The organism is Daejeonella rubra, assembly GCF_900103545.1.
GTDB classification, from domain to species: domain Bacteria; phylum Bacteroidota; class Bacteroidia; order Sphingobacteriales; family Sphingobacteriaceae; genus Daejeonella; species Daejeonella rubra.
In genome coordinates, this window is the sequence record NZ_FNHH01000001.1 from 222,140 (window position 1) to 244,720 (window position 22,581).

Annotated in this window: 23 protein-coding genes; 15 read left to right on the forward strand and 8 right to left on the reverse strand. The window is 37.4% G+C overall.

Annotated elements, in window-relative coordinates:
• Positions 1 to 7: 7 nt before the first annotated feature.
• Together BLR27_RS01025 and trpS are read right to left on the reverse strand one after the other, a co-directional pair.
• Positions 8 to 622 (reverse strand): deoxynucleoside kinase, encoded by a 615-nt coding sequence (locus tag BLR27_RS01025; RefSeq protein WP_090697967.1) that lies wholly within the window; start codon positions 620 to 622, stop codon positions 8 to 10.
• A gap of 76 nt (positions 623 to 698) precedes the next feature.
• Complete coding sequence (trpS, locus tag BLR27_RS01030) at positions 699 to 1,694, reverse strand: tryptophan--tRNA ligase (protein ID WP_090697972.1); 996 nt, start codon at positions 1,692 to 1,694, stop codon at positions 699 to 701.
• 100 nt (positions 1,695 to 1,794) lie between these two features.
• On the opposite strand from trpS, the gene BLR27_RS01035 reads away from it, so the two are divergent.
• From BLR27_RS01035 to BLR27_RS18380, 6 genes are all read left to right on the forward strand, one after another.
• Entirely contained in the window at positions 1,795 to 2,538 is a 744-nt protein-coding gene (locus BLR27_RS01035) for a lysophospholipid acyltransferase family protein (RefSeq protein WP_090697975.1), read from the forward strand.
• 47 nt (positions 2,539 to 2,585) lie between these two features.
• A complete protein-coding gene (gene gatC / locus BLR27_RS01040) occupies positions 2,586 to 2,879 on the forward strand; it encodes an Asp-tRNA(Asn)/Glu-tRNA(Gln) amidotransferase subunit GatC (protein WP_090697978.1) in 294 nt (97 codons plus the stop codon).
• A gap of 53 nt (positions 2,880 to 2,932) precedes the next feature.
• Positions 2,933 to 3,694 carry an ABC transporter ATP-binding protein gene (locus BLR27_RS01045; protein ID WP_090697983.1) on the forward strand — a complete coding sequence of 254 codons (762 nt, stop codon included), beginning with the start codon at positions 2,933 to 2,935 and terminating at the stop codon, positions 3,692 to 3,694.
• Between the two features lie 213 nt (positions 3,695 to 3,907).
• A complete protein-coding gene (locus BLR27_RS01050) occupies positions 3,908 to 4,456 on the forward strand; it encodes a cob(I)yrinic acid a,c-diamide adenosyltransferase (protein WP_090697986.1) in 549 nt (182 codons plus the stop codon).
• An 83-nt stretch (positions 4,457 to 4,539) separates the two neighbouring features.
• Positions 4,540 to 4,761, forward strand: coding sequence for a DUF2795 domain-containing protein (locus BLR27_RS01055; RefSeq protein WP_002996718.1), 222 nt, complete (start codon positions 4,540 to 4,542; stop codon positions 4,759 to 4,761).
• A gap of 145 nt (positions 4,762 to 4,906) precedes the next feature.
• Entirely contained in the window at positions 4,907 to 5,062 is a 156-nt protein-coding gene (locus BLR27_RS18380) for a lmo0937 family membrane protein (protein ID WP_143007674.1), read from the forward strand.
• Between the two features lie 41 nt (positions 5,063 to 5,103).
• Here BLR27_RS18380 and BLR27_RS01060 read toward each other — a convergent pair whose 3' ends face one another.
• Positions 5,104 to 5,775 carry a 2-C-methyl-D-erythritol 4-phosphate cytidylyltransferase gene (locus BLR27_RS01060; protein ID WP_090697990.1) on the reverse strand — a complete coding sequence of 224 codons (672 nt, stop codon included), beginning with the start codon at positions 5,773 to 5,775 and terminating at the stop codon, positions 5,104 to 5,106.
• Positions 5,776 to 5,847: 72 nt separating this feature from the next.
• Entirely contained in the window at positions 5,848 to 6,897 is a 1,050-nt protein-coding gene (queA, locus tag BLR27_RS01065; RefSeq protein ID WP_090697993.1) for a tRNA preQ1(34) S-adenosylmethionine ribosyltransferase-isomerase QueA, read from the reverse strand.
• Positions 6,898 to 7,052: 155 nt separating this feature from the next.
• On the opposite strand from queA, the gene BLR27_RS01070 reads away from it, so the two are divergent.
• Positions 7,053 to 8,300: an ABC transporter permease gene (locus tag BLR27_RS01070; protein WP_090697996.1), complete on the forward strand. Its 1,248-nt coding sequence runs from the start codon at positions 7,053 to 7,055 to the stop codon at positions 8,298 to 8,300.
• A 145-nt stretch (positions 8,301 to 8,445) separates the two neighbouring features.
• Here BLR27_RS01070 and BLR27_RS01075 read toward each other — a convergent pair whose 3' ends face one another.
• The gene (locus BLR27_RS01075; RefSeq protein ID WP_090698000.1) at positions 8,446 to 9,420 is read right to left on the reverse strand and encodes a bifunctional heptose 7-phosphate kinase/heptose 1-phosphate adenyltransferase; all 975 of its coding nucleotides are present in this window, start codon (positions 9,418 to 9,420) and stop codon (positions 8,446 to 8,448) included.
• A gap of 55 nt (positions 9,421 to 9,475) precedes the next feature.
• Positions 9,476 to 10,672 carry a pyridoxal phosphate-dependent aminotransferase gene (locus BLR27_RS01080; RefSeq protein ID WP_176767570.1) on the reverse strand — a complete coding sequence of 399 codons (1,197 nt, stop codon included), beginning with the start codon at positions 10,670 to 10,672 and terminating at the stop codon, positions 9,476 to 9,478.
• A 126-nt stretch (positions 10,673 to 10,798) separates the two neighbouring features.
• On the opposite strand from BLR27_RS01080, the gene BLR27_RS01085 reads away from it, so the two are divergent.
• Genes BLR27_RS01085 through BLR27_RS01100 form a run of 4 tightly spaced genes read left to right on the forward strand, consistent with a single transcriptional unit; the run spans position 10,799 to position 14,091 of the window.
• Positions 10,799 to 11,782: a cation diffusion facilitator family transporter gene (locus BLR27_RS01085; RefSeq protein ID WP_090698004.1), complete on the forward strand. Its 984-nt coding sequence runs from the start codon at positions 10,799 to 10,801 to the stop codon at positions 11,780 to 11,782.
• Positions 11,775 to 12,227 (forward strand): NUDIX domain-containing protein, encoded by a 453-nt coding sequence (locus tag BLR27_RS01090; protein ID WP_090698007.1) that lies wholly within the window; start codon positions 11,775 to 11,777, stop codon positions 12,225 to 12,227. Before BLR27_RS01085 ends, BLR27_RS01090 begins: the two co-directional genes overlap by 8 nt.
• Positions 12,209 to 13,483: an adenosylmethionine--8-amino-7-oxononanoate transaminase gene (gene bioA, locus BLR27_RS01095; protein WP_090698011.1), complete on the forward strand. Its 1,275-nt coding sequence runs from the start codon at positions 12,209 to 12,211 to the stop codon at positions 13,481 to 13,483. Before BLR27_RS01090 ends, bioA begins: the two co-directional genes overlap by 19 nt.
• Positions 13,484 to 13,485: 2 nt before the next feature.
• Positions 13,486 to 14,091, forward strand: a complete 606-nt coding sequence (locus BLR27_RS01100) for a hypothetical protein (protein ID WP_090698015.1) — start codon at positions 13,486 to 13,488, stop codon at positions 14,089 to 14,091.
• On the opposite strand, the gene BLR27_RS01105 is transcribed toward BLR27_RS01100, so the two are convergent.
• Together BLR27_RS01105 and BLR27_RS01110 are read right to left on the reverse strand one after the other, a co-directional pair.
• Complete coding sequence (locus tag BLR27_RS01105; protein WP_090698019.1) at positions 14,092 to 15,954, reverse strand: LTA synthase family protein; 1,863 nt, start codon at positions 15,952 to 15,954, stop codon at positions 14,092 to 14,094.
• Positions 15,955 to 16,019: 65 nt separating this feature from the next.
• Positions 16,020 to 16,703 (reverse strand): hypothetical protein, encoded by a 684-nt coding sequence (locus BLR27_RS01110; RefSeq protein WP_090698023.1) that lies wholly within the window; start codon positions 16,701 to 16,703, stop codon positions 16,020 to 16,022.
• A 109-nt stretch (positions 16,704 to 16,812) separates the two neighbouring features.
• Between BLR27_RS01110 and BLR27_RS01115 the strand changes: the two genes are divergently transcribed.
• The 4 genes from BLR27_RS01115 to BLR27_RS01130 are packed head-to-tail and all read left to right on the forward strand — an operon-like array spanning position 16,813 to position 22,576.
• Positions 16,813 to 17,607, forward strand: a complete 795-nt coding sequence (locus BLR27_RS01115; RefSeq protein WP_090698027.1) for a PorV/PorQ family protein — start codon at positions 16,813 to 16,815, stop codon at positions 17,605 to 17,607.
• 10 nt (positions 17,608 to 17,617) lie between these two features.
• Positions 17,618 to 19,648: a ComEA family DNA-binding protein gene (locus BLR27_RS01120; RefSeq protein WP_176767571.1), complete on the forward strand. Its 2,031-nt coding sequence runs from the start codon at positions 17,618 to 17,620 to the stop codon at positions 19,646 to 19,648.
• 2 nt (positions 19,649 to 19,650) lie between these two features.
• The gene (locus BLR27_RS01125) at positions 19,651 to 21,747 is read left to right on the forward strand and encodes a ComEC/Rec2 family competence protein (protein WP_090698034.1); all 2,097 of its coding nucleotides are present in this window, start codon (positions 19,651 to 19,653) and stop codon (positions 21,745 to 21,747) included.
• A gap of 55 nt (positions 21,748 to 21,802) precedes the next feature.
• Entirely contained in the window at positions 21,803 to 22,576 is a 774-nt protein-coding gene (locus tag BLR27_RS01130) for an enoyl-CoA hydratase/isomerase family protein (RefSeq protein ID WP_090698039.1), read from the forward strand.
• Positions 22,577 to 22,581 lie beyond the last annotated feature (5 nt).

Consider the following 22,581-nt stretch of genomic DNA (forward strand, 5'->3'; position numbering starts at 1 on the left):
GTATCGACTAAAATAATCCGTGGATCTCGCGTTCAATACTATTGATCACAAATCCAAGATCCTCAGGTTTATTGGCAAAGTCAAGTTTATCTTTATCAAGTACCAATAGCTTACCTTTTGTGTACGAGTCGATCCATTTCTTGTACTTATCATTCAGTTTGGAAAGGTAATCCAGACGAATTCCTGCCTCATATTCTCTGCCACGTCTCTGTATATTGTTAACCAGGGTAGGAACGGATGCTTTCAGGTAAATTAAAAGATCTGGCGGCTTAATAAAGGAAGTTATGTTCTCGAAAATTGCACGATAATTTTCGTAATCCCTGGTGGTCATTAAACCCATATCATGCAGGTTTTCTGCAAAAATATAAGCATCTTCATAGATAGTTCTGTCCTGGATGATATTTCGCTCGGTGTTCTGTAATTCCAGAATTTGCTGAAAACGGCTATTCAAAAAATAGATCTGCAAATTAAAGCTCCATCTTTTCATATCACTATAAAAATCTTCCAGATATGGGTTATTATCAACAGCCTCAAACTGTGCTTCATAACTCAGATGCTTTGCAAGCAACTCTGTCAGGGTAGTTTTACCTGCCCCGATATTTCCAACTATAGCAATATGCATGATGTTTCCGGTAATTGATTAGCGACAGGCGCTAAGCGTGTTTGAAAATACAAATTGTTTTGTTAATGATGGCAATTTAAAAACTTTTAAAGCCAATTATCTCCCTGACTTCTCTAATAGTTTTTGATGCGCTCTCGCGTGCTTTTATAGCACCAAAACGGGCAACCTGTCTTAGGTAGGTTTCATCTTTTGCTATTTCATTGATCTTCTCACGAATGGGAGCAGTTGCAATGATCATGTCTTCAGCAAGTTGCTTTTTAAAGTCGCCATATCTGATCCCACAGTTATTATATAGCTCGTCGAAATGTTCATACGTATCAGTTGATGATACGATTTTCATGAGATCGAAGAGATTTTGAATAGACTCAGCCTTTGGCTGATTTTCCTCTGTAGGACCACTGTCGCTCACCGCTCTCATTACCTTTTTTCTAATAATTTCAGGCTCGTCTGAAAGATAAACAGCATTGCCTTCACCTTCCGATTTGCCCATTTTTCCTTTGCCGTCAAGTCCGGGAACTTTAACCAGTTTTTCAGTGAAATTAAAGGCATATGGTTCAGGGAAATACTCTTTATTGTAGAGTCTGTTGAATCTGTTTCCAAAGGTTCTGGCCATTTCCAGATGCTGCTCCTGATCTTTGCCAACTGGCACTTTTGTTGCCTTATGTATCAGAATATCAGCAGCCATTAAAACTGGGTAGGTCAATAATCCTGCATTGACATTGTCGGGGTGAGCACGAACTTTATCCTTGAAAGAGGCACCCCTTTCAAGCTCGCCAAGGTAGGCATTCATGTTCAGGTATAGATAGAGTTCAGCTATTTCAGGAACATCTGATTGAACATAAATGGTTGCTTTTTCAGGGTCAATCCCAGCAGCCAGGTACTCAATCAATACTTGCCTTACATTGCCATGAAGATCTTGAGGAGTAGGGTGTGTGGTCAAAGAATGATAATCTGCAATAAAAAAATAGCAGTTGAATTCATTCTGCATCTGTACAAAGTTTTTTACAGCGCCATAGAAATTCCCTAAATGCAGTTTACCGGTACTGCGGATACCACTAACAACAGTTTCCATAAGCTGCGAAAGTAAGGATTTTTTCTGTAACCGAGGCTGAAAGGGTTAGGAATGCCTTCCATAGTTAAAAAGCTCCATAGATTTTTGTATTTTTGAATGAATGAAAAGACTTTTTAAAAGCGCACATTTATACTATTTTCAGGTTTGGCTTGCTCTTGTGTTTACAAGTCTTTATCCCATTATCTTTTACTTTTCAAGAAGTCCTGCGAAATTTCATGGAATGAATCGTGTGCGATGGATATTCAGTTATTTAAGTTCGCTTTTATCAGGTTTTATTTTTCGCTTCAGTTATGAGGAAAAGATCGACTGGTCGAAAAGATATATTATCTGTGCCAATCATACTTCGAACCTGGATATTACTGCCATTATACTTCTGGCAAAGCGTAATTATGTGTTTCTTGGTAAAGAAGAACTTCTGGATAATTTTATTACCGGCATTTATTTCCGCACAATTGATATTCCACTGAACAGAGATAGTAAAATTTCGGCGTTCAGAGCCTTTAAAAAAGCAGGGGAGAGTTTGAAAGATGGGAAAAATGTCGTGATCTTCCCTGAGGGAATGATCAGTGAAAATTATCCCCCGGTCTTGCAACCTTTTAAGAATGGTCCTTTTAAGCTTGCCATAGAACAAGGTGTACAAATTTTACCGGTAACTATTTGTAATAACTGGAATTTAATGTGGGATGATGGTAAGCAGTATGGAACTAGTCCGGGGATTTGCGATATTTGCGTACACGCCCCTATAGATACCGCCAATTTGTCTTCTGCAGATGCCGAAGATTTGAAAAGCCAGGTCTATGGAATTATATCTGGCCAGCTGAATGCTCACCAGAATAAACAGTAATTGTGATATTAGGGCAAATAATGGTTTTAAGAAAATAGAATTTATAAATGAAATTAAGTCCGGAAACGATCGATAAAATTGCCCATCTGGCAAGACTGGAAGTACAGGAAGATGAAAAACAGGGTCTTTTAGACGACATGAATAAAATTCTTACTTTCATGGATAAACTGAATGAAGTGGATACTAGTGGAGTTGAACCGCTGGTCTATATGAATGATGAGGTTAATGTTTTGCGGGAAGATGAAATAAAGCAGGAGATAAGCAGGGAAATTGCTTTGAAAAATGCACCTAAAGAGGACGGAAAGTTCTTTAGGGTTGCAAAAGTAATTAATAAGCCCTAATTTATTATATACTGTAACAAAGCATATATACCGATAGTCTAAAAAACAAAAACATGGCTCAAGATCCTCTTATCACTTTAACTGACATCGGTAGGAAATACGTAATCGGGGCGGAAACTATTCATGCCTTGAAATCTGTTTCCTTAACTATTAATAAGGGTGAATTCGTAGCCCTCATGGGCCCTTCCGGCTCTGGAAAATCAACTTTGATGAATATTCTGGGTTGTCTGGATACCCCAACAAAAGGAATTTACATATTAAATGGAAACCAGGTTAGTGAGATGACTGATAGTGAACTTGCAGAGATCAGAAATAAGGAAATAGGTTTTGTGTTCCAGACATTTAATTTACTTCCCCGCTCATCATCCCTTGAAAATGTAGCACTTCCATTGGTCTATGCCGGTATAGGACGAAGAGAACGTGATGACAGGGCTCAAAAAACTCTTGAAAGTGTTGGATTGGGAAACAGGGTTCACCATAAGCCAAATGAATTGTCCGGTGGACAGCGCCAGCGTGTTGCTGTGGCCAGGGCACTTGTTAATAATCCTTCTATCATACTTGCGGATGAGCCTACAGGAAATCTTGATACCAAGACATCTGTAGAGATCATGGGATTACTTGAGGAGATCCATTCTAAGGGTAATACAATTATACTTGTTACACATGAAGAAGACATTGCTCAGCATGCACACAGGATTGTTAGAATGCGTGACGGACTGATTGAAAATGACTATTTGAATGAGAATGTGAAGACTGTTTCTCCCAGGCTTGCTGACATGAAATCCAAGGATTCAGACTTCGAGAAAATTCAATAAGTTTCAATCGGGTAATTTCGGGCTAGTCAGGTTTGTCATTAAACAACCTGGAATTAATTTCTAATGATTGCTCATTGTCATTATGTTTTATGAATGTCAAAATAATGGTATTAACCGGTTGACATTCGTTACATTCTCCTGAATAATTCTTAATATCGCCCTTCCTTAAAAGCAAATCTTGCTGAAAACTGGATATAAAATGTTTAGAAAGAAATGAAAATTTATACCAAGACCGGAGATGGGGGACTGACCTCTCTCATTGGTGGAACCCGGGTGCCGAAGTATGATCTTAGGATTGAAAGTTATGGTACTGTTGATGAGCTTAATTCTTATATCGGTATGATACGCGATCACGATATTGATGCAGCTCAAAAGGACACTTTGAAGGAAATACAGGACAGATTGTTTACCATCGGGGCAGCATTAGCTTCAGATCCGGAGAAATCTAAAATGAAAATTCCTGATCTTCATCTGTCGGATATAACCTTCCTTGAAAATCAGATCGATGAAATGAATGCAGTGCTTCCAGAGTTGAAACATTTTATTTTACCGGGCGGAAGTCAGGTTGTTTCATTTTGCCATGTTTCCAGATGTGTTTGCAGAAGGGCAGAGCGTATTATAGTCCATCTTAAGGAAGAAAGTTTTGTTGATGAAAAGGTAATTGTTTACCTGAACAGGCTTAGTGACTATCTTTTTGTGCTGGCAAGAAAATTGTGCCATGATAGTAATGTGCCTGAAAATCAGTGGTTTCCACGTGTTTAATTTACCTGTTAAAAAATAATTGATATTGTTATTTAAATTATTATACTTTTGCAAAAAATAGTATAAATCAAATTCTAAGAAATATGTATTGGACATTAGAATTAGCGTCACACCTAGAAGACGCGCCGTGGCCGGCAACCAAAGATGAACTTATTGATTATGCAATACGTTCTGGTGCACCTGTGGAAGTTATAGAAAACCTGCAGGCTTTGGAGGACGATGGCGAACCATATGAAAATATAGAAGAGATTTGGCCGGATTATCCCACAAAGGATGATTTCTTCTTTAATGAAGACGAATATTAAAAATGATTATACCCTGCTTAAGCAGGGTTTTTTTTTGCCCTGAATTAATTTTGTTTCGATAGAATTTGAAGGACTGAACTTACGGTACAGTTTTAGTAATAACATCTTGAAATTCAATAAATAAACACTAATCAAAACTAAAATTATGGGTAATCTACTTTATTTGATCGCAGTTATTTTAATCATTGCCTGGATCTTTGGCTATTTTGTTACACCTATGGGTGGAGGTTTAATTCACATCCTGCTTGTGATCGCCGTTATCGCAATATTACTTCGTGTTATACGCGGAGGAAGCCTTTAATTTATTTAAATATCGTATTCACCCAAGTTGGGTGGATACGATTATTTTGTCTGGCTCAGATAGAATTCAGCAAGAAGGATGTCTTCAGGGAAAGTGATCTTGAGATTTTTCCTTTCACCTTCTATTAAATTGATTGAAATACCTGTGCGCTCAACAATAGAAGCATCATCAGTAAATTCATTTCTGTATTCCTGTTTGTATGCTTTATTAAGAAGCCCGAACTGGAAAGCTTGAGGTGTTTGCACAAGGTAAATTTCATCCCTGTTCAATGAAATGCTAGATTTTCCAATTTTTTGTCTGACAGAATCTTTAGATTGAATGGACGCTACTGCATTTCCTGTGATTTCAGCTTCCCTGAAAGATCGGCTGATCAGTTCGTTGCTGGCCAGAGGCCTTACTGCATCATGAATTGCAACGACCGCATTTCCTTTTATAGATCTGATTCCATTTTTGACTGAATGGAATCGTTGAAGTCCGCCTTTTACGAGTGTATGTGGAATTGAAAAATTATATTTTTCACAAAGCTGTTCCCAATAAGTGTGAAAATCTACATTTAAGACAACAATGATTTCAGGCTTTAGATCTGAATGGTAGAAGGCCTCAATAGTATGCATAAGAATAGGTTTACTATTCAGCAGCATAAATTGTTTTGGTATATCCGATTGCATTCTGCTTCCGGAGCCACCACCTACTATGATTGCGTAGTATTTCAAAACTGAAAAATCAGATATTTTAAGGCCCTGGTGGAGAAGGGGTTTAAAATTCCTAATTCCACCAGGAAAAAATTAGATGATTAGCATTGCATCTCCATAACTGTAAAAGCGATATTTTTCTTTTACAGCAACTTCATAAGCTTTCATTACATTTTCATAACCTCCAAACGCAGCTACCATCATCAATAATGTTGATTCAGGTGTATGGAAGTTTGTGATCATGCAATTTGCAATACTGAAGTCATATGGAGGAAAGATAAACTTACTTGTCCAGTCATTTGCAGCCTTCAATTCTTTTCCCGCAGAAACGGCAGATTCGATCGCTCTCATAGAAGTTGTACCTACGGCACATACTCTGCGTTTTTCCAGTATAGCTTTGTTTACAATATCGGCATCCTTTTGCTCGATTATAAACTGCTCAGAATCCATTTTATGCTTGGTAAGGTCTTCAACTTCAACAGCTCTGAATGTACCAAGGCCAACGTGAAGAGTAACTTCAGCAAAATCAACACCTTTTAATTCCAGGCGTTTCATCAACTCACGACTAAAATGCAAGCCGGCAGTAGGAGCCGCAACGGCACCTTCTTTCTTTGCGAAGATGGTTTGATATCTCTCTTTATCTTCAGCAGTTGCTTTACGTTTTATATATTTTGGCAGCGGTGTTTCACCAAGGATCTCAATATTTCTACGAAACTCATCATCTGTTCCATCAAAAAGGAAACGAATTGTTCTTCCACGGGAAGTAGTATTGTCTACTACCTCAGCAACCAGCAGATCATCATCTCCAAAGTAAAGCTTGTTGCCAACTCTGATCTTTCGTGCCGGATCAACTAAAACATCCCAAAGACGAAGTTCACGATTTAATTCACGAAGCAAAAATACTTCGATTGTTGCACCTGTTTTTTCTTTGTTTCCGTAAAGGCGTGCTGGAAAAACTTTGGTGTTATTTAAAATCATCACATCTTTCTCTTCAAAATACCCTAAAATATCTTTGAATATTTTATGTTCAATAGCTCCGGTTTTCTTATCCAACACCATTAAACGCGCTTCATCGCGATTTTCAACAGGGTTATGGGCTATTAAAGATTCAGGTAAATCAAATTTGAACTGAGATAATTTCATAATTATTTATAGTGGATTTCAGGGCGCAAATTTAACAAAATAAAACTACAATTGTTTATTCTAATGATAATAGAAATTTTAGAATGGTATATTTATATAACTTTTTCATACTATGACGTGTAACGTTTTCAATTAAATTTGGTCTAAACTCGTATATGATATTTCTCAAACTGTTAAAGGAGAGTTTTTTGTTTGCCTTTGAAGCACTTCGGCAAAATAAACTCAGAACTATATTATCATTGTTAGGGATAACGATCGGTATAATGACCATTGTGGGCGTTTTTTCGGCCGTGGATACACTTCGTAATAATATTCAAAGCAGTGTTGAAAAATTAGGTAGTAATACCATATACATTCAAAAGTGGCCATGGGTAGGTGGACCAGATTTTCCATGGTGGAAATATATCAGTCGGCCGCAACCATCTCTTCGCGACTATGGAAAGCTTACAGAACGTCTTCAAAGTGCTGAGGGGGTCTCATTTGAGGTTGGTATAGGAAATCGTACGATCAAGTATAAAAATAACAGCATTGAAGGTGCAGAGATAAAGGCAGCTTCCCATGATTATTACAAGGTTTGGAAATTTGATTTTCAAGCAGGACGTTATTTTACAGACAGTGAATCAAAAGGTGGGCGGCCAATCGCAATAATTGGTTTTTCAATTGCTGATGGCTTATTCCCCAATGAAGATCCAATTGGTAAAGTTATCACGGTTTTGGGAAGAAGAGTCACAATTATTGGTGTTTTCACTGAAGAAGGAGAGGATATGCTCGGAGTATCTGCCGATAAAACGGTATTGATACCCCTTAATTTTGCGAAAGGTGTTATTAAGGTCGAAGATGAACGATATGGTCCGCAAATAACCATAAAGGGAAGAGAAAATATATCAGTTACTGAACTTGAAAGTGAATTGAAGGGAACAATGAGATCAATTCATAGGCTTGGTCCTCAGGATGATGATGACTTTTCTCTTAACAAAACAACTGTACTTACTGCTCAACTGGATCAGTTGTTTGGTATTATTGATTTTGCCGGTGCATTTATAGGTGGTTTCTCCATTTTGGTTGGTGGATTTGGGATTGCCAATATTATGTTCGTGTCTGTAAAAGAACGAACAAATATCATCGGTATTCAAAAGTCATTGGGAGCTAAGAATTATTTTATTATGCTTCAATTTCTGATTGAATCGGTACTTCTATGCCTGATGGGTGGATTTATTGGCCTTCTTATCGTATTTGGATTGGCATATATTTCTAAGACATTCTTTGATCTGACAATTATAGTAGATATGGGGAAAGTTGTACTTACAATTGCCCTGTCTACAGCAATTGGTCTCATTTCAGGTTTTATTCCTGCCTTTAATGCTTCAAGGCTTGATCCTGTTGAGGCAATAAGAAGTAAGTAAGGGTCGACAATTTAATCGGACAATTATATAACAGGGGTTAAAGGCAGTATTTTGCTATGATATCTAATCAGGATTTGATGGAGCTTGTTTCAAAAATCGGTGGGTTGCTCTAACTAACAACTCGAAAAACACAAGGATCTAAGCTTTAAAGTGCTTTACTTTCTTTAAGTAATCGTGCTTTGTCAATTGGCACTACACCTACATGTTCGCAGACCAATCCACCGGCTAGATTTGCTATTTCAGCAGTTTTAAATTCATTTAACCCTGCAGCCATACATAAGGCAGCTGTAGCTATAACAGTATCTCCAGCGCCGGAAACGTCAGCAATGTCGCGTTTGTGTGCAAGGATATGCTTATTCCCATTTTCTGAACTAACATAAACTCCGTTTTCAGATAGTGTAAGCATCACTGTCTTTGCTCCGAGTTGTTTCTTTAATCTGTCTACTGCCTGCTCAACCTGCTTCATATTAGAAGGATCAACCTCCATTTTAAGCCCTTCTTTTAGTTCTTTAAGGTTGGGTTTAAAAAGCTGAACACCTTTGTAGGCATGAAAGTTTCTTTTTTTAGGATCTACAACAGTAATAATGCCCATTTCTTGAGCGAGTTGAACGGTATTACCGATCAGGTCTTCGGTTATTAGCCCCTTATCATAATCTTCAAATATAATTGCGTCAATTCTGTGGTCAGTAATGATCTGTTTTATCTTATTCAGGACTAAAAGAGTATTGGAATTTGATAGGTTACGTTCTGTTTCAGCATCAACTCTCGCTATTTGCTGATTGTGAGCAATAATTCTGGTCTTAACAGTCGTTGGCCGTGACTTTATTTTTATTATCCCCTGATCTGAAAGTCCCTGGGTTTTTAATAATGACAGAAAATTTTCGCCATCAGGATCGTTACCAATAACGGCACAGATATACGGATTTGCTCCGAGCGACTGAATATTTAAAGCTACGTTTGCGGCACCTCCTAAACGGTTTTCTTTTTTTGTTACCCTTACCACCGGGACTGGCGCTTCTGGTGAAATACGGTCTATTTTGCCCCAGATATAGCTGTCAATCATTACATCCCCAATTATAAGAACATTCAAGGAATTGAACTTTTCGAAGATGTCGGTCATTTAGCTTTGGTAGATTTAATAACCGGGTGTTTAGCCCGGTATTTAGGGCAAATTTTTATTTTAAAGCTCCTAAAGCATCTTTTATACGCTTCATGGCTTCAATCAATTTTACATTTGCAGCGGCATAGGAAATGCGGATCGAATTTGGATCACCAAATGAATCACCGCTTACAGTGGCAACATGTCCGGTATTCAATAAGTAAAGGGAAAGGTCTTCCGCATTTTTGATAACCTCACCAGCAGGTGTAGTTTTACCAAAGAATGAACTAACTTCAGGGAAGAAATAGAATGCACCACCAGGTAAATTTACTTTTAATCCCGGGATCTCTTTTAACAAACCAAAAACCAGATCACGACGTTCCTTGAAAACAGTCTTCATCTCATTGATTGTTTCTAGTCCACCTTCGTATGCAGCAATACCTGCCCTCTGTGTAATTGAACAGGTTCCTGATGTGATCTGACTCTGAAGTTTATCACATGCCGAAGCTATAGCTTTGCTGCTTGCTGAATAACCTATACGCCAGCCAGTCATTGCATAAGCCTTTGACAATCCATTGATGATGATCACACGGTCTTTTACTGAAGGAAATTGTGCAATAGACTCATGATCATTCAGGAAGTTAATATGCTCATATATTTCATCAGAAATAATATAGATATCCGGATGCTTTTCAAAAACTTTTACAAGAGATGCCAGTTCTTCACGGGTATAAACACTTCCAGTAGGGTTATTTGGAGATGAAAACATGAATAACTTAGTTTTCGGAGTGATAGCTGCTTCAAGCTCTTCAGCGGTGATTTTGAAATCGCTTTCTAAGCTGGTATTGATGAATACAGATTCTCCCTCAGCAAGCTTTACAAGTTCTGAGTATGAAACCCAATATGGTGTTGGTATGATTACCTCATCACCCGGATTTACAAGACAAAGTATTGCATTTGCCAGAGATTGTTTTGCTCCGGTAGAAACCACGATCTGATCGAAATCATAATCAAGATTGTTCTCCCGTTTCAGCTTTGCTGCAATTGCTTTGCGGAGTTCAGGATATCCCGGAACTGGTGTGTAATAAGAATAATTCTGGTCGATAGCCTGTTTGGCTGCTTCTTTAACAAAATCAGGTGTGAAAAAATCAGTTTCGCCTAAGCTTAAGCTGATTACATCTACTCCTTTTGCTGCTAATTCCCGGCCCATTTTTGCCATTTTAATGGTGGCGGACTCGGATAGGTTTTCAATGCGGTTTGATAATGTGCTCATAATTAACGCAAATATAGAAACATGACATGCCAATGCAAAAATTAAAGAGAATTCAATCTAAAATTTCCGGTTTTTTAATAAATGCTCTTAGGTATTGTCTAAATTTGCCCCGAATAAGGTTCTGATTTGCAAACTCAAAAAAAAGTTATTCTACTTTCCCTGGTTGTCGGCATTTTGCTGATGCTTGCGAAATTTACTGCCTATTTTATTACTTCCTCCAATTCCATTTTAACTGATGCTTCTGAAAGTATTGTAAATATCCTGGCAAGCCTTTTTGCCTTTTACAGTATCTATGTCGCTGCACAGCCAAAAGATCTTAATCATCCATACGGACATGGAAAAGTTGAGTTCTTTTCGGTGTTTATTGAAGGAGCCCTCATTATCATTGCTGGTATTTTAATCAGTTTTAAATCAGTTTATAATCTGTTTTACCCGCATGAGATAAGCGACCTAGTAATTGGTACAATAATCGTTGGTGTTTCAGGACTTATCAATTATGCTTTAGGATATTACCTCATTGATCAGAGTAAAAAGCATAACTCACTTACCTTATATGCAGATGGTAAGCATCTTCAAACAGACGCTTATACCAGTGCAGGTCTTGTTATTGGCCTGTTGCTGATTTATTTTACCGGTTTGAATTACCTGGATAGCATTTTGTCAATAGCTATTGGGATTTTCATAATTTATAGCGGTTATAAACTGGTTCGCAGATCGGTTTCAGGATTAATGGACGAATCTGATATAGATACAAGTGATGAAATTATTGCAATCATAAATAATCATCGTAAAGAATCATGGATTGATATGCACAATCTACGTACACAGCGTTACGGCCCTGATATTCATATTGATTGTCACTTAACTCTGCCTTATTATTTTGATCTGAATAAAGTACATGAGGAGGTTTCTGAAGTAGATAAGCTGGTTAATCATAAAGCAAATTCAAGAACTGAATTTTTTATTCATGCTGACCCATGTATGCCTGAATGCTGTCACTATTGCAGAATGCCTGAATGTCCTGTTCGGTCGGAACCTAAATCTATGGATATTGTCTGGACAACAGAAAATGTAACTAAAAATCAAAAACATTTTACTCGGGATGTATAAATTTAATATACGTGTTTATGGTCTGCTGTTTAATGAACAGAATCAGATCTTGATTAGCGATGAAGAGGAATACGGTTTTAAGTTCAGTAAATTCCCGGGTGGCGGACTTGAATACGGCGAAGGTCTTATTGATGGTTTAAAAAGAGAGTTTGTTGAAGAATGCAATGCCGAAATTGAAGTATTGGGGCACTTTTATACAACAGATTTTTTCATTCAGTCTGTATTCAATGATAGTCAGGTGATCAGTATCTATTATTTGGTGAAACCTGTTTCTGATTTAGAGCTTGATTTTCGGGAGCAGCCTTTTGATTTTCAAATGGAGGGTGATATCTTACAGGCCTTTCGCTGGAAAGGAATTCATGATTTAAACAGTGAGGATCTGACTTTTCCTACTGATCAGCGGGTTTTAGAATTGTTAAAAGAAAAATGGCCAAAAAATCTTTAGCTGAACGTGATCAGGCTCTGATCTGGCATCCTTATACGCAGATGCAAAATGCACCCGCTCCAATCCCTATAATTAGGGGAGAAGGGGTGTTTCTGATTGCTGAGGATGGTAAAAAATATATTGATGCAGTTTCTTCCTGGTGGGTGAACCTTCATGGGCATTCCCACCCTTACATTGCTAAAAAGGTTTCGGAACAGCTGAACAAGCTTGAACATGTAATATTTGCCGGTTTTACACATCCGGGTGCAATTGAACTTGCTGAGCGTTTGATAAGCATATTGCCAGATGGTCAAAAGAAGGTGTTTTACTCCGATAATGGATCTACGGCAGTTGAAGTTGCACTGAAAATGTGCTTTCAGTACTGGAGCAATCAGGGTAAGGGAAAGACTAAAGTTCTGGCATTCAATAACTCCTATCATGGTGATACGTTTGGAGCAATGGCTGTTAGTGCCAGAAATGCTTTTACCAAACCCTTTGAAAAACTACTATTCGAGGTCGAATTCATAGATCTTCCGGATCAGAATAATATAGAACAGCTTAAATTACAAATATCAGCTAGGGTATCAGACTTGTCTGCCTTTATTTTTGAACCTTTGGTTCAGGGTGCAGGTGGAATGCAGATGTATGAAGCTGCATATCTTGATGAATTAATAAAACATTGCAGGGAAAATGGTATTCTTACTATTGCAGATGAAGTAATGACAGGATTTGGTCGTACTGGAAAACTGTTTGCTTCTGATCACCTTTCTGAAAAGGCAGATCTGATGTGTTTCTCTAAGGGACTTACCGGTGGTACAATGGCTTTAGGGATTACAACCTGCACAATAGCTATTTATGAAGCTTTTCTTTCTGACAATAAATTGAAGACCTTATTTCATGGACATTCTTTTACAGCAAATCCAATCGCCTGTGCTGCTGCGCTTGCCAGTATGGATATCCTGCTTGAGAGTGAAACCCTGGGTAATATTCAACGGATTTCAGAAAGTCACCAGGCCTTCTGCGGACGAGTGAGCCAGCATCCTAAAGTTAAATGTATCAGACAAACCGGTACTATTCTGGCTTTGGAATGGGAGACTTTAGGTGAAACATCTTATTTCAATAACTTAAGGGATAACTTATATAATTTCTTTCTGGAACAAGGTATTATCCTGCGTCCTCTTGGAAATATAATTTACATTATGCCTCCTTATTGCATTACAAATGAACAACTCGATTATATTTACAAAAAAATTGAAGAGGCGCTTGAGCGATTTTAAAAATGAATTTTAGTCAATTACTTTCAGAGATAGTTTCCGATAATGATAAACATGCACGCTGGTTAAATACCCTTTCCTTAATGGAAAACTCCGGAGCCCGAAAGATCTCTGCCAGTGAACACAAAAAAGATGTTACTCTTATTATTTTAAAACATGCCGCTGAAGAACACAGGCATGCATATTACCTTAAAAAGCAGATCTCGAAACTTAATGCTGAAGCTTGTCCCACCTATGCGGACCAATATCTGCTTGCCAGTTCAGACAGCAGGTATTATCTTAATATTTTAGATGTTTTTGTTTGTAAGTACCTGAAAAGCACTCTTAATTTAAGTGGGAATGAACTGAAATTTGCAGCATACCTTTTAGTTACTTATGCTATTGAGGTACGTGCTGATGAACTTTATCCGGTCTATCAGGATGTTTTAGATCAGACTGGAAGTAAAGTGAATGTCAAGTCTATTATTCTTGAAGAAGAGGGCCATCTGGAAGAAATGCTCGTTCAATTGAAGAATTTCTCTCCCGACTGGCAGAAACATGCTGATAAAGCGGTTGAATTTGAGACCAGGTTATTTAAAGATTGGTTAAAGTCTCTGGAAAAGGAGATCTGATCAAAAATCCAGGTATTGCTGAAATACTTCCTGCATATATGCTTTGCCGTATTCAACCAATTCATTATCAATTTTAGCATTGGGAGGGTTCTTTCTGAGAATGATGTTTTTACCGACATTGTCGAAAGATACTATCTGGTCTTCTGTTGCAAAGCCGAATCCATTATCCCAGTTGAAAAAACCAAAACTGCGTGTGCCCGGATTAAGCAGATCTTTACTCCAACTGTATCGAACCGGATCGATGTTTACCTGGTTTAGTAAAGTAGCAACCAGATCTGTTTGATTTCCAGTTTTACTTATTCTGGTACCTTTAAACTCAGGTTTGATCATATCCCCAAAAAATAAAAGCGGGATCCGATACCTTTTTGGATCATATTCTGTCAGGTTTGCGGGCAATCTATGGCTGTGATCTGCAAGGATTACAAATAAAGTATTCTTATACCAGGGTTTTTGCCTGGCTTCTTTTAGATAAGCACCTAAACAAGAATCTGTATAAAAAGTAGTGCTTCTGAATTTATTTTCTATGTTATCACCTTTAAAATGTTCTTTCGCTGGAAGTTCAAAGGGCTCATGATTTGTTAAGGTTAAAATTGTTGAAAAGAAAGGCTGTTTAACAGAATCCATGTCTGTCATCTGCTTACTAAATACTTTCTCATCATAGGTGCCCCATTTTGAATTCATGTCTTTGGATGCAAATGAATGTTTGTCAACCAGAGTTTGGTATCCATGACTTAATATATAGGATTTCATATTGAAGAACTCGCTTTCACCACCATAATAAAAAGATGTTGAATATGAGTTCATTGCAAGTTCCTGAGCTATTGCAGGAAGTTTTTCCTGCTTGGAATTTTGCTTCATAATGCTCCTGATTGCCTGCGAAGGGAATCCGCTTATGGTAGCTGTTATTCCTTTGTCGGTTCGGCCTGCAGCAGCATAGATCTGTTCGAAAAGAATACCCTCAGCGGCTAATTTGTCAAGATTGGGGGTCACACCTTTCTCCCCGCCCAGACTGCCAACGAGTTCGGCAGTAAAACTTTCCAGTACAATAAGTACAATGTTCGGACGCTCTGATTTTAGAATTTTGACCGTTTGTTCAGAAGGTTTGCTGAACAAACCGGATACGATTTTTTTAGCTTCATTCCTTGTATAATATTTGTACGGATTGTCATTGCCATATTTATTATTGATAACATCCTGAATCAGGTTCCACTCAGTATTTACTGCAGCATGGTTTAATACCGGCTCGTTTGAAAAATAGGCCATACTCTGGTTGATAGGTGTAAGCTGCCATCCCCCCCTAAGTGCAAGAAATAATGTACTTATGACTAAAAAACTGATGGCCAATCTAATCCCCAATGACTTTGTATGATCGGCAATTTTATAAAGAATGACTTTTGAACTGATATAAACAGAGCAAATCATGTAAGCAAATAAAATGCTAGACATTAGAATGACCGGAGAGGATGAGGTTGAGGCAATTGCTTCTTTTGGAGAACTAATGGCCATATCAAGTGCCCTGAAATTTATTTTCGAACCCCATTCTCTGTAGAGATTGAGATTACTGATTGCAATAGTTGAAAATATTACAACAAAGAAAAGAACATACGATTTAGCTATTATTTTGGGAAACTTGACAGAAGGCAGAAAAAGAAGAATAACATAAAAAATGGCAGGAATTGCAGAAATATAGGCGGCCATTGAGAAATCAATTCTCAAAGCATGCAAAAACGTGCTGATTATTTCCTTAGTACCCAGGTATGAAATTCTTTCTGAAAAATAAATTAGAAATATAAGCCTCTCAAGAAAGAAGAAAATGATCCAGAAAAGAAAATACCGACTAAAAACAATAAAGCTTTTTAACATCAGCGCAAGTTATGAAAAACAACACTTAATGTTAAAAAGCTTTAAACTTTTGGGAATAAGTGAAATTATCTTCCTCCCTGCATTTGCATCAACTGCTCAAGACTGATCTCTTCAAAATCTTTTGATGCTGAAAATGAACCTGCCGGAACAGTACCTGCTTTAATTTCTTTTACAACAGCTTTTACACTCATTCCATTCATGTAGGAAACGAATTCAACAGGAAAACCATAGTTTTTGTCGAAGAAACGACTTAATGCATTGGGTGTAACCTCAACATCTTTTGTGAACCATGCTTCAGAATTCTGATTTGATTTTTTCTCATTAACATCATGCTTTAGAACCTTGTAACCGGCAATAGTTTTTGTTTCTGTCCCTGCTTTTAAAGCTAACTCCGGCAAATTTGCCTGTATTCTTTCCTGATCTGCAGGACTAAACAGCACAGAAAACTTTTTCCCCATCATCGGTATGTCTAAAAGAAGACGTTCATATTCTTTACTTACATTCAGAATGTTTGTACTGCTGTACATAGGTGATTCAGTTTTTAAACTTGAGGAATCTCCTTTGAAATAAACTGTCAGCTCCTTTGGAAAACTACTGGCCATTGCCTGCATTTGTTCTGGTAGTTTCCACTCAACGGTGTAAATAATAGTACCCTCGGCTATTTTACTAGTGCTTGCAGAATTGGTAGACTGAGCAAAAATGCCTGTTCCTATAAATAACAGTGCAAAACTTAAAATGATTCTTTTCATGCCTAAATAATTGGTCTGACAAATAGACGGAAAATACCGGATTTTGTTACTTACGACCGTTTAATAATTTTATTTGAGCATTGCTTGAAAGGAAGGTAATTTCAAGCATATGAGATACATCTGCCTGATTTTTATTTTGTTACAAACTGTTGTAACTGCTCAAATAAATCCCGGACCAAGGTCATTAGCCATGGGTGCGGCAGGGGTTGTTTTAAAGGATGTATGGTCATTACAGCATAATCCTGCAGGTATTGCAAGTATTAACCGACCAATATTTGCATTAGGGTACGAACGTCATTTTTCTGATCAGGAGTTAAGTACCCAAAAAGCTGTTTTCGCTATTCCCTTTAAGCAACATGTGTTTGGATTGAGCTTTCAGCGCTATGGGTTTAATGAATATTCAGAACAAACTGCAGGAATTGCTTATTCAAGGAATTTTTCAGGTGCTTTAGCTCTTTCAATTGCATTTAAGCACCATCAATTAAGTGTCTCCCAATATGGGTCGGCTAATGCTATTAGTGTGGATGCTGGTATGCATTATCGACTGAACGACAGGATCTGGATCGGTACGCATATTTCAAATCCGGGGAGGAGTACTTATAAGGAACTTTCCGGATCAATTATTCCGGTAAGTCTTGCTTTTGGTGTTTCTTTTGAATTTAGTGATAAGGTATTAATAATCAGCGACATACATAAAATTTTAAATGCTGGGATAAATACAAAACTAGGCATTGAGTATACATTGGTCAATTGGTTTGCCTTAAGAGGAGGAATATCTGCTAACCCATTTAAGCAATATGCTGGTTTTGGACTTAATTATCAGCGATTTGCATTAGATGTGGCTATCTCTTCACATCTTAATCTTGGCTATTCACCTAATCTGGCCTTCAGCTATGAATTTTAATAGCAAATGTGTGGGGTTAATACTATTGCTATTTTTTTTAAAGCCTGCTATTGCTAATTCTCAGGATGAGTCGACTGATATTATTGAAAAGATTTTGGACATGATATCCCGCGACCCAAGTGATAATCAGGATTATTCAAACATAGCAGAGAGGCTGAATTTTTACAAGAAAAACCCAATTGACCTTAATGCCGCTACCAGTGAGCAGTTGAAGGAATTAGTTTTTCTTTCACCAATTCAAATCAAAGAAATTCTTGATCACAGAGTTAAAAGTGGTTTTTTTATTGATGTTCTTGAACTGCAAAGTATCGGGAGCCTTGATTCTGAGTCTGCCAGCCTGCTCTTAAATTTTGTGAGGGTGGGACTTCCTTCTCAATTACAAGATTTAACGGTCAAAAAGCTGCTTCAGAAGGCTGAGCATGATCTTATACTCAGAGTTGGACAGGTACTTGAAGGTCAGGCAGGGTTTACAGTTTCAACCAATGCAGAAGAAGCCAACTATCAGGGTTCTGCCTTGAGAGTTCTGACCCGTTACCGTTATAATTATTCGAATACTCTGGCTGCCTCAATCAATATGGAAAAGGATGCAGGAGAGCAATTCTTTAATAAAATTTATAAAAGAGGATTTGATTTTTACTCAGGAAATATTTCTTTTCGCGGCTCCGGTCTACTTAAAAAAATCGTTGTTGGTGATTATGCCCTTCAATTTGGCCAGGGTTTGGCAATGTGGTCGGGTTCAGGTTTTGGTAAGGGCGCCGGGATAAGCACTATTGCCAAACAGGATTTTGGTCTAAAGCCTTATAGTTCAGTCAATGAGTCTATGTTTTTAAGAGGTGCTTCCGGCACTTTCAATTATAGGAAAATTTCTTTTACTCCCTTTATGTCAAGAAAAAAGATAGACGCCAGTCTGACAGAACAGGGAGAAGAGGTTAGTTCTTTAAACATCAGTGGCCTGCATCGTACGAAAAGTGAAATTGAGAATAAAGAACGGCTGTCTTCTACGATATATGGAGCTAATATTCAGTTTAATAGCAAAAATTTAAATATTGGACTGACTACTTATCAAACTCAATTCAGTCTACCTTTTAGTATTGGAAAATCACTTTATGAACAATATGATTTCAGAGGCAGTTCACTGACCAATATGGGAATTCATTATGATTATAACTTTAAGAATACCTATTTTTTTGGAGAAACGGCACACAGTTTAACTAGTGGATATGCCTTAATAAATGGTATTATGAGTAGCCTCTCTCCCCGGGTTTCTCTTGTACTTCTGCATCGCCAGTATGCTAAAAATTACCACTCATTTTTTAATCAGTCCGTTGCTGAAGCCTCAAATGCAGTTAATGAAAGTGGATTTTATTCTGCCCTGGCACTCAAGTTTGATTCCAAATGGGATCTATTTACTTATTCAGACTTTTTCAGGTTCCCATGGTTGAAATTTAGGGTTGACGGCCCTTCATCCGGATACGAAATACTTGCCCAGATGAACTATAGAATGAATAAGAAGCTGAAGTTAAGTGGTCGCTTTAAACAGCAGGTTAGAGAGGAAAATCCGGAGGACTTCAATTTAGGTTCTGGTTTGGAAACCGTGGACAAGCAAAACTATCGTTTTGAGATCAGCTATAGCATAAATGATCGCTTTAGTTTGAGAAACCGGGCAGAGATTGTCCGGTATCAAAAGGGATCTGCAAAATATGAACTTGGATTTTTAAACTATCAGGATATCATTTACAAACCATTAAGTTCAAAGCTTTCGGGGAATATGCGATTCGGAATTTTTGATACTGAAAGTTTCAATTCAAGGATATATGCTTATGAAAATGATGTGTTGTATTCCTATTCGGTTCCTGCCTACCAGGGAAGAGGGATCAGATTTTATGTGAATGGAAGATATACTTTAGTTCGCGGATTTGACATCTGGCTAAGATACTCATTAACAAGCTATTATGGACAGCAGACAGTTGGGAGTGGAGATGATCTGATCAATGGAAACAAGAGGTCGGATTTACGGCTGCAAATACGTTATCAATTTTAAAAATGTTCTTTAAAGGAGAGGTGCCATTTGTACGATTGTTGTTCCCCCTGATCATCGGGATTTTAGTTGCATATACTTTTTCTGATCCATTTATTTATTCATTGTGGTTTATCCTGTTTTTTATAATTTTCGGCTCGTATCTGGTATTATTAATTGTCTACAAAAAGCATAAATTGTATCGGCGGGGATGGCTTTTTGGTATGCTTATTCATTTTTATCTTGCCATTTTAGCCTATGGACTTACAGTTCATTTCTCAGGTCGGTTTGATCCCAGCCATTTCAGCGGATTAAAATCAAAATCTCTCTTTGTTAAAATTATCAGTGAACCAAAACTATCTTCAGGAATTGTTCGCTTTGAGTCTGAAGTTATTGCTGTTTATTCAGACAAGTTTATTCAGAATAGTAGGGGAAAATTATTGATCGCCCTTAGGATGGATACTTTAAAAGTCATTAATTTAAATTATGGAGATATATTTCTAATTCCAGCTAAGTATGAAGAAGTTGAATCATCATATAATCCCGGAGAATTTGATTACAAATCCTATCTGAAAGATAAACAGATCTATTTCCAGATATTTCTTCAGGCAGATCAGGTTAAAAATATTTTACGAAATGCAGGCAATCCTATTATATCCTTTGCACTTTCATTAAGGCAAGATCTGGTAAAAAAGTTCTACAGATATATTCCTGATCAGGAGGCTTCCTCCCTGGCATCTACCTTGATCCTCGGCTACCGTGCTGATCTTAATAAGGATCTTATTGAGGCTTATTCAAAAACCGGTACAATGCATATCCTTTCAGTATCAGGAATGCATGTTGGAATTGTATTTCTTGTTTTATCCTTTTTGCTTAAACCGATGAACAGGACCAGAAAGTTAATTCTTATAAGGGCCATCATCATTATTACATTAATTTGGTTCTATTCGCTTCTTACCGGATTTTCACCTTCTGTATGCAGGTCTGCACTGATGCTCAGTTTTGTGGTGCTTGGAAAGGCGATGAACAAAAATCAAAACACCTACAATTTAATAGCGATCTCTGCATTCTTTTTGCTTTTGTATGATCCATATTACCTGTTTGATGTCGGGTTCCAGCTTTCATACCTTGCTGTAACCGGTTTGGTATATTTTCATCCCATAATTTATAATGCGTTTTATATTAAAAATAAATTATTGGATCATGTTTGGAGTTATTGCGCTTTATCAATCGCTGCACAATTAGCTACATTTCCACTTAGCCTTTATTATTTTCATCAGTTTCCAATGTATTTTCTGATCAGTAATCTGCTTATTGTATTGCCTGTTGCGGTCATTATGTATGCAGGAATTGCATTTTCAATAATCCCATACCCTTTAATAATCCATCCTCTTGGTAAATTTTTAAACTGGCTGATCAATTTTACTAATGGCATATTATACAAAATTGAGCAGCTGCCATTTTCAGCTATGGAAGGAATTTGGATCAGTAATTTTGAATACTGGCTGATCAGTTCACTTGTTATTTCATTTGTATTCTGGCATTCATACAGAAATAAAATTAGTGTCTGGCTGGCAATATTTATTTGTTTTATTCTGGCAGGCAGTTTTTCATTAAAATCAATTCAAAATTTTAAAAGGCAGGAACTGATCTTTTTTAGCCTCCGTAAAAATACTGCAATTGCTTACTTGCATCAGGGGCGAAGTATAATTATTACAGATATAAAACCTTCGGATAAACTCTTTAATTATTCTATAAAACCTTCGATTTCAAGCAGGGGTATCAATGAGAGTATTGTTTTAGATCCCGAACAACAATTTTCAGGGATTAATTATTGGTCAGATTCTGATTTTATGCAATTCGGTAATTTCAGGATACTTCGCTGGAGAAATGAATTTAATAATCTTCTTCTCAATAGGAGAATCGAGGTTGATATGCTTCTTTTAAGCAAAGGGGCGGCACAGGAATTGCAATATATTAAGGAACGGGTTGATTTTAAAACAGTAATCATTGATTCCTCAAATCCTGAATATAAAATAAAGGCATGGCTCAGGGAAGCAAAAAACCTGGACATAAGTTGTATTTCACTAAAGAAATACCCGGCATATATCGTTAAGCTATAATAATTTGGTTTAATTTTGATTTATATGACCTGGATAGAAAGGATTGATTTTTAATATGGATCTAATAGCTTACAATAAATCAGAAAGGGTTGCGAATATTACAATTAACCGTCCCGGGAAGCGTAATGCTTTAAATCCCGAGCTTGTTACATCGCTCACAAAGGCATTTGATGCGGCTTCAGAGGATGAGGATGTTAAGGTGATAATATTGAAGTCCAATGGCGATGTTTTCAGTGCCGGCGCTGATCTTGAATATCTTCAGCAATTACAGAACAATACAAATGAAGAGAACTTCCATGATACAATTGCCCTTAAAGAGCTTTTTCTTTCAATTTACCGTTCCCCGAAGCTTGTTATTGCTCAGGTTGAAGGCCATGCGATAGCAGGAGGCTGTGGATTAGTCTCGGTTTGCGATATTGTATTTTCAGTGCCAGAAGCCAAATTTGGCTATACAGAGGTTAAAATAGGATTTATTCCAGCCCTCGTTACCTGTTTTCTGGTTAGGAAATTAGGTGAGGGGAGAGCAAAAGAAATGTTATTAAGCGGTGAACTTATTGATGCAAATACAGCTTCAGATTATGGCCTGATCAATTTTATTGTAAATAAGGAGGGTATTTCGATTTCAGTGTCGGCATATGCTCAAAAAATAGTCCAGGGTACATCAGCGAACTCCATTGCATTAAGTAAAGAATTGTTGACCTCAGTTCAGGATCTTTCCCTGGATGAAGGTTTAAATTTAGCGGTCAGCCTAAATGTCAAGACCCGTTCATCTACTGATTGCAAAAGAGGGATCGCGGCATTTTTGAACAAAGAGAAGCTGGAATGGTAATTCAT

Coding starts and splice junctions, on each gene's coding strand:
- BLR27_RS01100 (WP_090698015.1), top strand. CDS start 13,486: ATGAATTTTAGTCAATTACTTTCAGAGATAGTTTCCGATAATGATAAA.
- BLR27_RS18380 (WP_143007674.1), top strand. CDS start 4,907: ATGGGTAATCTACTTTATTTGATCGCAGTTATTTTAATCATTGCCTGG.
- BLR27_RS01115 (WP_090698027.1), top strand. CDS start 16,813: ATGAGATACATCTGCCTGATTTTTATTTTGTTACAAACTGTTGTAACT.
- BLR27_RS01090 (WP_090698007.1), top strand. CDS start 11,775: ATGTATAAATTTAATATACGTGTTTATGGTCTGCTGTTTAATGAACAG.
- BLR27_RS01075 (WP_090698000.1), bottom strand. CDS start 9,420: ATGACCGACATCTTCGAAAAGTTCAATTCCTTGAATGTTCTTATAATT.
- BLR27_RS01050 (WP_090697986.1), top strand. CDS start 3,908: ATGAAAATTTATACCAAGACCGGAGATGGGGGACTGACCTCTCTCATT.
- BLR27_RS01110 (WP_090698023.1), bottom strand. CDS start 16,703: ATGAAAAGAATCATTTTAAGTTTTGCACTGTTATTTATAGGAACAGGC.
- BLR27_RS01035 (WP_090697975.1), top strand. CDS start 1,795: ATGAAAAGACTTTTTAAAAGCGCACATTTATACTATTTTCAGGTTTGG.
- BLR27_RS01080 (WP_176767570.1), bottom strand. CDS start 10,672: ATGAGCACATTATCAAACCGCATTGAAAACCTATCCGAGTCCGCCACC.
- BLR27_RS01070 (WP_090697996.1), top strand. CDS start 7,053: ATGATATTTCTCAAACTGTTAAAGGAGAGTTTTTTGTTTGCCTTTGAA.
- BLR27_RS01130 (WP_090698039.1), top strand. CDS start 21,803: ATGGATCTAATAGCTTACAATAAATCAGAAAGGGTTGCGAATATTACA.
- bioA (WP_090698011.1), top strand. CDS start 12,209: ATGGCCAAAAAATCTTTAGCTGAACGTGATCAGGCTCTGATCTGGCAT.
- queA (WP_090697993.1), bottom strand. CDS start 6,897: ATGAAATTATCTCAGTTCAAATTTGATTTACCTGAATCTTTAATAGCC.
- BLR27_RS01025 (WP_090697967.1), bottom strand. CDS start 622: ATGCATATTGCTATAGTTGGAAATATCGGGGCAGGTAAAACTACCCTG.
- BLR27_RS01045 (WP_090697983.1), top strand. CDS start 2,933: ATGGCTCAAGATCCTCTTATCACTTTAACTGACATCGGTAGGAAATAC.
- BLR27_RS01055 (WP_002996718.1), top strand. CDS start 4,540: ATGTATTGGACATTAGAATTAGCGTCACACCTAGAAGACGCGCCGTGG.
- BLR27_RS01105 (WP_090698019.1), bottom strand. CDS start 15,954: ATGTTAAAAAGCTTTATTGTTTTTAGTCGGTATTTTCTTTTCTGGATC.
- gatC (WP_090697978.1), top strand. CDS start 2,586: ATGAAATTAAGTCCGGAAACGATCGATAAAATTGCCCATCTGGCAAGA.
- BLR27_RS01125 (WP_090698034.1), top strand. CDS start 19,651: ATGTTCTTTAAAGGAGAGGTGCCATTTGTACGATTGTTGTTCCCCCTG.
- trpS (WP_090697972.1), bottom strand. CDS start 1,694: ATGGAAACTGTTGTTAGTGGTATCCGCAGTACCGGTAAACTGCATTTA.